Source organism: Alloprevotella tannerae ATCC 51259 (assembly GCF_000159995.1).
GTDB classification, from domain to species: domain Bacteria; phylum Bacteroidota; class Bacteroidia; order Bacteroidales; family Bacteroidaceae; genus Alloprevotella; species Alloprevotella tannerae.
Map to the genome: position 1 here is coordinate 637,759 of NZ_GG700643.1, position 10,479 is coordinate 648,237.

Genomic DNA, 10,479 nt, shown 5'->3' on the forward strand with positions numbered 1-10,479 from the left:
CGCCTTTAATTTATACAGAACCCCGGGGATAATTATGTCCTCATTTGTAGGATAAGGCATAACCACCCTTGAGGAGCTCGTGCAAGCAGCTCCTCAAAGGGGGATTTACAACTACTTTCACTCCTTACTGCCACCCCTTTCACTCGCTCCTTTTATGCCAAGAACTCCTCTTTACTACACCTCCTTATTTTGCAAAGGTCTCTTATTATTGGGTTTGGGCAGGAAAAATCCCCTATCTTAAGGCCAATGGACGTTTGTTGTTTTTACGCGAGGAGATAGATGAAATGGTACGAAAACGGGAGGAATGGTAGGTGTTTTGGATATACTGCTCCTCTTTTTGTTGTGTAAATACTTGCATTTACACAACAAAAAGAGTACCTTTGCACCAAAAACAGGCAAGTATGACAAGTAAGACAATAAGGCAAAAGGTCTTAGGTTTTGAGGAAGGCAAGGTCTTTCGTATGGAAGATTTGAAACTTTCGCGTGCCGAACAGAATGCAGCCGTAGTTGCCTTGGGGCGGCTTGTTCAAGCAGGAACGATAGAGCGGTTGAATCCGGGTATTTATTACAAACCCAAGCAAACGAAGTTTGGTACTGTCGGTCCGGCATTGGAGGAACGGTTCAAGGATTTGCTTTACGAGAATGACACTCCGATTGGTTATTTGACAGGTCTCTATGCTTTTAACTTATTGGGATTGACAACACAACAGTCAACTATGCTTGAAATTGGAACAAACTTCCCCGGTCGAAACCGAAGACGAGGGATATATGCCATACGATTCGTTTTGCAGAAAAATATAATTACCCGGGAAAATATTGAGCTATTACGATTGTTAGATTGCTTAAAGTGGATAAAAAAAATACCCGATACTGCTATTGACAAATCGTATTCACTCCTTAAAACCAAAGTGAATGGGTATAGCCAGAAAAGGAAAAAACTCTTGGTGGAGCTTGCTATGAGATATTCTCCGTTTACGCGAGCCTTATTAGGCTCTATGCTCGACGAGGAGCCTTTGGCTGCAGAACTGCATCGTACATTGAGTCCACTGACGCGATTTAGGATTGGATTCTCATCAAAATCAATTTCTAATCAATGGAACATAGAATGAAAGAATTATATTTAGAGCCGGAACTGTTTACGGACCTTGTTCATGCAACTTCAGATGCTTTGGGCATCCCTGTCCAACTGATAGAGAAGGACTATTACATATCAGCGGTACTCCGATTATTATCCAAGAGTGCCTATGCTCCGCAAATAGTGTTTAAGGGTGGAACTTCGTTATCCAAGGCATATCAACTCATCAACCGATTTTCAGAGGATGTCGATTTCGCTGTCATCAGCGAGCAAATGAGCGGCAACCAAGTCAAAACGCTCCTGTCGCATCTCATAAAAGAGGTAACAGCAGGTTTGGTGGAAGATAAAGAATTTCCAGACATATCCAAAGGTTCGAAATACAGGAAACAAGCATTTCTCTATGATACCAAAATAGAACTGGACGCAAATACAAATCCTATTCCTGCCCGTATAATTGTGGAGATTAGTGCATTTGCCAATCCGTTCCCAAATGAAAAACGGATGATAGAACCCTTTGTAACAACATTTCTGAAGAGTCAGGGTATGGATGATTTTATCACCCAATACCACCTTGAGCCATTTGAACTGAACGTATTGTCGCTTAAACAAACGTTGTGTGAGAAAACCGTTTCTCTCATCCGCTTTTCAATGAGCGATAGCCCATTGGCCGCCTTATCGTCCAAAATACGCCATTTCTATGATTTGGATGCGTTATTGTCGATTGAGCAACTTCGGGACTATGTTCTTGACAAAGCGTTTGCAAGTGATGTGGAAAGCCTTATAAGACATGACCGTCAGGCTTTTGACGAGCCGAAAGGATGGGGTGAATTGGAAAGTTTAAGCGCATCTCCGTTGATGACAGACTTTGATGCGCTATGGACGTCTTTGTCTCCCATATACGAAAAGAATTTGTCTTTGATTGCTTATCGACCGATACCATCCCCAGAAGTAATAAAGTCATCATTTGCTGTAATACTGAAGTCCTTGGAGAAGGTACATATTGAAAAAATAAGCGCTCAATAACGCATATTCAAGTCTGCAAATCAGGGCATATATTTTCTCATTTGCAGACTTGACATACACAACATTACATTTTCCATTTGGGTTTGCCCACAACGGTATTACTCATCACGTCCTTTTTGTCCGTGATATTTTGCTGATTTTCATTTTGGGTAGACAGAGGATTGTCAGGGACAGTTGAGGTTGAAGCTGATGATGACAGTTCCGTCCGTCTTTCATAAGCAGTTATGGATGGACGTAAATCTTCTTCTATACCAACTTTTTGCTCATCTTCTTTCTCTTCCTCCGGTGGTGCAAGTGTAAGTGCAATCTTTCTGTCCAGCTCCGCAGCTTCACTTTTAAGTGAGCGAAACTCGTCCTCTTTTTTCCACGAGCTGTTTGCAATAGTAATGTAAACATCCTTATTGGCTGTTATTTTCTCCATTTCCTTCTCATGCGACTCAATCACCTTAGGAATACGCTCCAAGGCATTAACAAAGTTCTGGCACGCAAGTTTCGGATCAGTTGCCAACTTACCATTATTATAGGTATGAGACCTCTGCAAAACCTATCATCCTCTCAATTCTCACCCATACACTCTTAGAAGAATAAATATTTTTGATTAAACGATGCCGTTGGAGGTTATTTTTGAGTAGATAATAATCTTTTATCGGTGTATTTTCATATTATCTGATAGAATTTGACACAATAATCCCAGGTGTTCGGTACAAGTTGTAGGCAATGGATTCCATAATATGCTGCGCATGTGCTTTTGAAAGTCCAACGTATCTTGCTATTCCAGCACCAAACCATCTATGCATAGAACCAAAGGTACGTTCTACTTTGTAGCGTGTCTTACTTATCGCAACGTTGATACGCTGCTGCCTTTCTGTAATTTCATGTCCTCTTGTTCCTTTATGCATGATACGACTTTTGAGTTTCATACGTTTGAGGGTTTCTTTGTTCTCCATCGAGTCATATCCTTTATCGGCATAGACAAGTGCTTTCCGTGGCAATTTAGCTTTCTTTAGGGGTGTTTCTAAGTGTTTCATATCACTTTCATTGGCAGCTGTCGTTTCCTCGGCAAGCACCAATCCGTTTTCATCCGTTACCGTGTGACGCTTGTAACCGAAGTGGAGCTTTCCCATCTTCTTTACCCAACGGGCTTCTGTGTCTACGTTAGGCTTGACAACTTCTTTGAGCATGGCTTTCTCCGAAACCTCCATGTTCTCATCCTCTTTTCTATCCTCAACGACCTCATAGCTCTTACCTCCGCGGGGGCGACGGGGCGTATTCGTAATGCTGGCATCAATAATTGTGCCACGCTTTACAATGATTCCTTTAGCTTCCAATTGCCTATTAAACTCCTCAAGAAGCGTATCATACAAATCCGCTTCAACAAGAATGTTGCGAAAACGGCACACAGTAGTACTATCAGGAACAATATCTTCCATGCCAAGACCTGCAAAGCGACTAAAAGACAGGCGGTCGTTAACCTGATCTTCAACTTCTCCGTCACTCAGACCATACCAGGTGCGGAGTAATTCTATCTTGAATAAAACAAGGCTGTCATAGCTGGGCCGGCCAGTAGACTTATAGCCTTTTGTATAAGCCACTTCTATTATAGCACGAATAGGTGCCCAATCAATGATTGTATTTATTTGTGAAAATAATGTCTGCTTGACCTTTCTTTGTCCAAGGAATAGGTCAGCAAAACTTGGAGAGGATAACTTTTGTTTCATACGATAAAGGTACAAAGAATATTTAAGAAAGACAAATTGTAGAAGGGGTTTTGCAGAGGTCTCGGTATAGTAGATACTCTCCTGCCCTTTCACAAAGAAGCGGTTCACTGAGCAGTCGAACAAGTCCTTGGAAATGCTCTCCGTTTTGACCATGATGGAAAAGCCGTATATCTCACCGATTTTATTGTACTCTCCTTTGGTGCGAGCTTTTTCGTCTATTTCTTGTAAACGTGCAGCTATGATCTTGATGTCTGTACTGTCTTCCACACCTTTGATTGTCAATTTATTGATAGGTGTACCTTCTTCATCACGTTTCACACGCTTCTCAAAGAGAGCCAAGTCAGACTGTGCCTCCTTGATTTTGTCCGTATGAAAGGACACGGAGCTCTCAATCTCGGCCAACTTCCCCGTTGCAGCATCACGTTCCCGAAGGAAATTCTTACGTTCTGATTCCAAGGTGGTAATCTTCTTGTCCAATCTTGCTTTCTCTAAAAGGTCGGTATTACCCGAAAGCACTGCTACATATTCTGAGAAGTTCATACCACTGTCCTCATCCATCGAACCTTCGTCGATGGTACGGGAGCCGAGCGTGTTGGTCTTCAGCTGGTTGATGAAAAGCTGCTTATTATGCAACAGGTTGAACTTGTAACTGTCCAACGAGCGTTCCACGGCATAGATAATCACATCAACTTTGTTGTCCGCAAATTCCTTAGCGATAAGGTTTCCCTTGCGCACAGCTCGCCCGTTGCGCTGCTCTAAGTCTGAGGGTCGCCACGGCGTATCCAAATGATGGATTGCTACGGCACGTTGCTGGGCATTTACACCTGTTCCCAACATAGAGGTAGAACCAAAGATAATACGGATGTCTCCACGGTTCATAGCATCCACCATTGCTTTCTTGGCTTTCTCGTTCTTGCACTCCTGAATGAAGCGTATTTCATAGGATGGGATATGGTAATCTTCCACCAACTTTCTCTTGATTTCCGAATAGACATTGAAGTCTCCACCGGGCTTGTAAGTTCCCAAGTCCGAGAAAACAAATTGTGTTCCTTTCTGTGCGTCGAACTTTCGGTAATAGTCATTGAGCATCTTGGCACAATGGCTTGCCTTGTTGTCGATATGATCTGAGTAAGCATTTTCATCTATCATTCTGAGGTCAAGGCTCATCTTCCTGGCGTAGTCTGTTGCAATCAGCATCTTTGCCTTTTCCTCGCTCTCACTCAGTGGCGCACGTCCCAAAAGCGTGGCATCACCACTCTTGGCAAACTCCATCAGCTTGCCGATAAAGACCTCCTGCTCCGGTGTCGGCGGTATATTGTGCAGTATCTCGTTCTTCTCCGGACGGTCGATACCGATGTCCTTTGCCGTGCGAAAATCGCAAATCTCGGCATAGAAGGCGGCAAGCTCCGGCACCTTGATAAACGTCCTGAACCTCTCTTTCTGAATGATGTCGTTTGTGATGGAGAACTCGTAGTCGGTCGATTTCTTGGCAAAGACGGCTGCCCATGCGTCGAAGCTGTTGATACCTTGCTTCTCCAAAGCCTGTGGACGGAGATACTTAAATAGCAGATATAGTTCTGTAAGTGAATTACTGATGGTCGTTCCCGACAGGAATGTCGCCCCCAAGTCCTTGCCAGACCGTTCCTGTATGGTGCGGATGGCAAAGAGCATGTTCAAGGCACGCTGCGAGCCGTCTGGGTTGCCCAAGCCCGACACACGGTCGTGGCGGATATTGAACATCAGATTTTTGAATTGGTGGCTCTCATCTACAAACAAGTGGTCAATCCCCATCATTTTAAAATCCACGGCATCATCTTTTCTTTCAGCAATACTATCCTGTATATTCTGTAACTTGGCTTCAAGCGTCTGTTTGCGTTTTTCCAATCCTTTGAGCATACCACGGGAGATGTCTACTCCCTGCATACGAAGTACTTCGAGATTCTCTTCTACGGAGTCCAGTTCCTTTTGTATAATCGCTTCCTGTATCTCCAAAGCCTGCGGTATCATACCAAACTGTTCGTGCGTAAGTATTATGCAGTCCCAGTCGTTGTTCTTGATGTCGTTGAAAATGCGTTGTCTGTTCTGCTTGTTGAAATCATTCTTGCCCGGATATAAGATCCTCGCATTGGGATAAGCCTTTCTAAAGGTGTCGGCAATGTCAAAGACGTTTGCCTTCAGTCCGATAATCATTGGCTTGTTTGCCAGTCCCAATCGCTTCATCTCGTAGGCTGCCGTACACATGATGAGTGTCTTGCCCGCCCCCACCTCGTGATCACAGATGCCTCCTCCATTGGTCTTCAGCATCCATACGGCATCCTTCTGGCTCTTGTAGAGGTCGGCAATGCCCAACCGTTTGAGGTCAAGGTCGGGAAAAGTCTGATGTGTGCCGTCAAAGTTCGGTCGGACAAAACAGTTGAAAAGACGGTTGTAACGGTCGGACAATTGCTGTTTGAAAGTATCAGGCGTCCGTCCGAGCCAATCGACAAAGCCCTGCCGTATCTCCTCAATCTTGGCATTCGCCATCTGTATGGCCTGCCCGTCCCTGACTTTAATAGTCTTGGTTTCTCCCGTAATTCTATCCGTCACCTCCTTACTCTTGTTGATGTCAGGAATGGTATTGTGGAGTGCGTTCTTCAAGAGGTTGATACCGTCATAAGACCGAAATTCGCCCTGCACGGCATACTTACGCCAGATATTGGCATTTTTACGGTCGCAGACAATGCTGTACTCGTCCATATTGGAGTGATAGGATACGTCAATGTCTGTTCCGAAGAACTCCGAGGCAAACCTGCCATAGACCTTGGCAGGTATCCAGCGTTCACCGAGATTGAAGTCAAGGTCTGCAAAGGGAATAGATGTTGGCGTGGCGGCACGCAGGGCTGCAAGGCTCTGCTTTGCCTCCTCGTGGTCGGGATGGTCCAATAGCCACGACTCGATACGCTCCGCTTTCTCTATCACGTTGCCCGAAATAAACTTGTCGGCTACCTCATAGGTATTCTCTTCGGGATTGAAATAGATGCGACCTTCCAAGGAAGAGATGATGTCGCTTTCTTCCATATCAGGCAGTAGAGAAGCCATATAGTCAAGTTCCACCGTACCGTACTTGTTGAGCGATGCGCCCAGTGCCTCCATCGGGTCTGCGGCAACGGTCAGTTCCGTGGTAGAAAATGCCGTAGGGTGGTCAAAAATGTCCGCTTTGATGTACCTGCCATTCTTGGAGCGTTCCAAGAAAAGCATTTCCACGCCCGTGGCATCCATTTTTATCACATCGGCGTTCGCCTTTTGGTTGAAGTAACCCCAGCGTAGGACATAGCCGTCATAAAGGCGGTTGAGTTTCTCACGTTCCTCCTTGTCCTCAGTTTGGTTATTCGCCTCGTAGTCATAGAGGCGGTGATAACACTCTCGTATCTCGATATAGGCTTTGAGCCGTGAGATTTGTGCATACGGCAAGTCCATCGGGTTAAAGGTCGGATGCCGCTTCAAGTCAGAAAGAAACCCCACCTGACCTTTTTGCACGACAATGGAGCCGTCTCTCAGGTGAGAGTCCGGCGAAGAGAGAAAAGGGCGCGGGGAAGCGTCAAACTCCTTTCTGACTTCCGCTATCGGCTGCGGCTTGCGCTCCTCGGCTTCATTCATAAAGTCGAAAAGCGACGGCTCACGTGGAGAGGAAGAAGCTGCTTTCCTGCTGCCACGAGTACGCCGTTGAGGAATAGTCGCTGCCTTTTGCATCTTGGACTCCGATGATTTCTGGGGTACAGTTTTTGTTATAGGACGATGCGCCTGTGAAGTTCCTGAATTATCCTTGATTTCATTGTTCACACGGGTAACCTCTCTTGTCCAAAGGCTGTATTCCTCCGGGGCAAACAGTGACAGCTGCTCCGGTTGTCCGATATCTTCCATGTTATTGTCCACCACCGGATGATGATCGTCGTCAAAGAATATCGTCTGTCCGTTCATTTCTCTCGGAGCTTCAATATCCGTACGGATTTCCAGCCTTTCCTGTTCGTATTGATGATGAAGTGTCAGGGCGGGTACGCCTTCGGGTGCAGGTTCAATAGTCATGGAAGGCTGTTCTGATACTAATTGTTGTGGGGCGGACTCTGGTGATGATGGCTGTAATGGGCTTGTCTCTCCGTTAGGAACGGTATTTTCCATTATCTGCGTATCGTTCTCAGAAGCAATGGCCACAGTCTCCTTAACCTCATTCTCTGTCTTTGTTATTGCTTCTTCCTTGATTTCCTCTGCCACCACTTTTTCTTTAGTATATTGTCCCCTGACGATTTCTTCCAATTCGGCTATCTCGTGCAGTTTCTTAGGAGAGAAATACAGGTCGCGCTCTATGCCCAGTCCTCTTACTTTCACACCTTCCATCTCATCGAGGGACATATTGCCAAGCTCCCAGCCGTAACCCATCGTGACAGCACCGAAACCAATGCGGCTCTTGGGGTCATATTCCAAAAGGTAGGCTGTGTATGCTCCCATAGGGAAGAAATAGCGTGCGTAGGCAACCTTATCGCCAATGAGTTCCTTTTCCGTGCTGTAAAGTTTAGGCAACTGTTTCCTGATACTATCGGGCATGAGGTTATGGGCGCCAGTATCGTCTTCCTCCTTTGTTCCCAGCATTTGCGGTTTTCCTTCCGCCTGCACGGTAACTCCTAATTTTTGCAGTATTTCATTAACCCTCACCTGCCATTCTTCCTTGGTCATCGGTATGCCAGTTTCATAGAGCTTGCGGTCGATACGTTGTCCCATTTCAAGAGAGAGTTGTGTTCGGAGACTTTCTGCCATTTCCTCAATCCCTCCCGTGAACCGATACTCCCATGCAGGTCTTCCATAAGGGTCTGTACCCATTATGCGCTCTGTGGCAACGGTGCGATGAGAAATGTCTTTCCAATCTCCTACAAAAAGAGAGTTTTGCTTGAAGACGACAGAAGAGCCTTCTTCCTTGGGAACAGAAACGGTTTCTACGAACTGCTGCTCAATGTCCTCGCTGATTTCTTTACTCGTCTGCTTCTGCAGGACGATGAGGTCACTGCCCACGTCCGTTCCTGCATTGTCTGAAAACATACCCGATGGCAGTCGGAGAGCAGAGATAAGGCGGCTGTTTTGCATGAGGTAACGGCGTATGGCTTCATTGCGGGGACTGTCCAAAACGCCCTGTGAGGTGATAAATGCCAGTAAGCCACCTTCCTTGATGCAGTCCAGACCTTTCACGAAGAAGTAATTATGAATGGTACGTGTGGACTCGCGCTTTAGTGTATCCTTACCTCTATTGTATTCTCGGTCATAGACCATGAAATCGCCAAAGGGAATGTTACTTGTTACAAGGTCGTACTTATCCTTGTCCTCCAGCTCTCCAATGGCTTCAAAAGGCTCATTGTGGACGAAGATATTGCCTTTCCCATACGGGTGCAGGGCTTGGCTGATACGAGCAGTAAGCAGGTCTTTCTCCATTGCATCTACAACTCCAGCCTGCCTTGCAAAGGTCTCGGCAAATGCACCCATACCTGCTGATGGGTCTAAGCATCGTCTTACCTGCAGGTTTGTGGAGACAAGTGCGTCTGAGATGGCTGAAACGATACGGGTATCGGTATAGAAGGAGGTCAGTACGCTTGCCTTGATGCTCTCCCAATACCGCTTGGCAGTGTTGGCATCTACGGCTTCACGATAAATCATCTGTTTGAGCTGCTGGGTAGGTTCAAAGAGATTTTGCTCCGACTTGCTCCAATAGCGGATGTCATCGGGGTTATCTGTACGGTTGAGTACACATTTCAAACCACCGAAGCCTTGGTAGTTTCGTAAAATACTTTTCTCAGCTTCGGTGGCTTCGCGGCGTTCTTTCTCCAATCGTAAGACCACACGGATGGCTTCCGTATTGGCCTCTAAAACTGATTTCTTATTGTATGCCATAAGGGTAACTTCTTTTGTGGTATGTAGTGTACTGAATAAGTTGACACTTTCTCAATCACAAAGGAGTAAAAATTTATGTCTCATTACAATGAATCAGAGAAAATACTGTTATTACATCAGTATGTAACAAGTGGCTTAACCTTGCATGAGTTCTCTTCTCGTCACGGTATCCCTTTAAGTACATTCCATCGTATTTATACCGAATATGGCTCACCCGACGTCTCGTCAGTAGCATATCTTATGAAAAAAGAAGATATCCCCGATACACTCGAAGCACTCCAAGCGCAGCTATTACGCGAGCGCAAGGCTCATGAAAAAAGAGATCAAACGTCTTGAAAAAGAATTGGCCGTTGAAAAACTTTATGGTTTGGCCAACAAGACGATGATCGACCTTGCCGAGAAGAAATACAACATCCGTATACGAAAAAACTCCGCTGCCAAGTAATCAAGACCTTGTCGCAGGGAAAAGAAAGACAGGAGCCGGTAAGTCATCCTGTCAGTTTACTCTGCGGTTATCTTGGCATAAGCAGACAAGGATATTATCGCCATGTGGATCGCTCTTTGGAGTTAGACGTCCTGCGCAGCAGCATCGTGTTCTATGCGCAGGAGCTTCGCAGCTCTTTACCCAAGGCCGGCATACGCATCCTTTACGAGCTATGCCGTCGCAAATATGCAGATAAGTTTACCATCGGGCGCGACCAATGCTATGAGCTCTTCCGCTCTAACGGTCTGTGCCTTCGCCGTCGCAAGCGC

General features: G+C 45.7%; 6 protein-coding genes and 3 pseudogenes. 7 read left to right on the plus strand and 2 right to left on the minus strand.

Translation table 11 applies throughout. The features are described from left to right. Window positions 1-79 precede the first annotated feature (79 nt). From GCWU000325_RS12425 to GCWU000325_RS08735, 4 genes and pseudogenes are all read left to right on the plus strand, one after another. On the plus strand, window positions 80-241 hold the full coding sequence (locus tag GCWU000325_RS12425; protein WP_083788013.1) for a DNA methylase: 162 nt from the start codon (window positions 80-82) through the stop codon (window positions 239-241). Further along, a pseudogene (locus GCWU000325_RS12050) lies at window positions 195-311 on the plus strand (helix-turn-helix domain-containing protein); the annotation flags it as partial. The gene GCWU000325_RS12425 and the pseudogene GCWU000325_RS12050, both read left to right, overlap by 47 nt. A gap of 90 nt (window positions 312-401) precedes the next feature. Next, window positions 402-1,109, plus strand: a complete 708-nt coding sequence (locus GCWU000325_RS08730; RefSeq protein WP_006256085.1) for a DUF6088 family protein — start codon at window positions 402-404, stop codon at window positions 1,107-1,109. Further along, a complete protein-coding gene (locus GCWU000325_RS08735) occupies window positions 1,094-2,098 on the plus strand; it encodes a nucleotidyl transferase AbiEii/AbiGii toxin family protein (RefSeq protein WP_040599576.1) in 1,005 nt (334 codons plus the stop codon). The genes GCWU000325_RS08730 and GCWU000325_RS08735 overlap by 16 nt, the downstream gene beginning before the upstream one ends. 64 nt (window positions 2,099-2,162) lie before the next feature. On the opposite strand, the pseudogene GCWU000325_RS12055 reads toward GCWU000325_RS08735, so the two are convergent. Both GCWU000325_RS12055 and GCWU000325_RS08745 read right to left on the minus strand, forming a co-directional pair. Next, window positions 2,163-2,627: pseudogene (locus GCWU000325_RS12055) on the minus strand (hypothetical protein); the annotation flags it as partial. Window positions 2,628-2,760: 133 nt separating this feature from the next. Then, entirely contained in the window at window positions 2,761-9,726 is a 6,966-nt protein-coding gene (locus GCWU000325_RS08745; RefSeq protein ID WP_006256088.1) for an IS5 family transposase, read from the minus strand. 75 nt (window positions 9,727-9,801) lie between these two features. Between GCWU000325_RS08745 and GCWU000325_RS11635 the strand changes: the two genes are divergently transcribed. The 3 genes and pseudogenes from GCWU000325_RS11635 to GCWU000325_RS12205 form a co-directional block, all read left to right on the plus strand. Beyond that, on the plus strand, window positions 9,802-10,062 hold the full coding sequence (locus GCWU000325_RS11635) for a hypothetical protein (RefSeq protein WP_006256089.1): 261 nt from the start codon (window positions 9,802-9,804) through the stop codon (window positions 10,060-10,062). After that, window positions 10,037-10,171 (plus strand): hypothetical protein, encoded by a 135-nt coding sequence (locus GCWU000325_RS12515; protein WP_006256090.1) that lies wholly within the window; start codon window positions 10,037-10,039, stop codon window positions 10,169-10,171. Before GCWU000325_RS11635 ends, GCWU000325_RS12515 begins: the two co-directional genes overlap by 26 nt. Before the next feature lie 104 nt (window positions 10,172-10,275). Continuing rightward, a pseudogene (locus GCWU000325_RS12205) lies at window positions 10,276-10,479 on the plus strand (hypothetical protein); the annotation flags it as partial.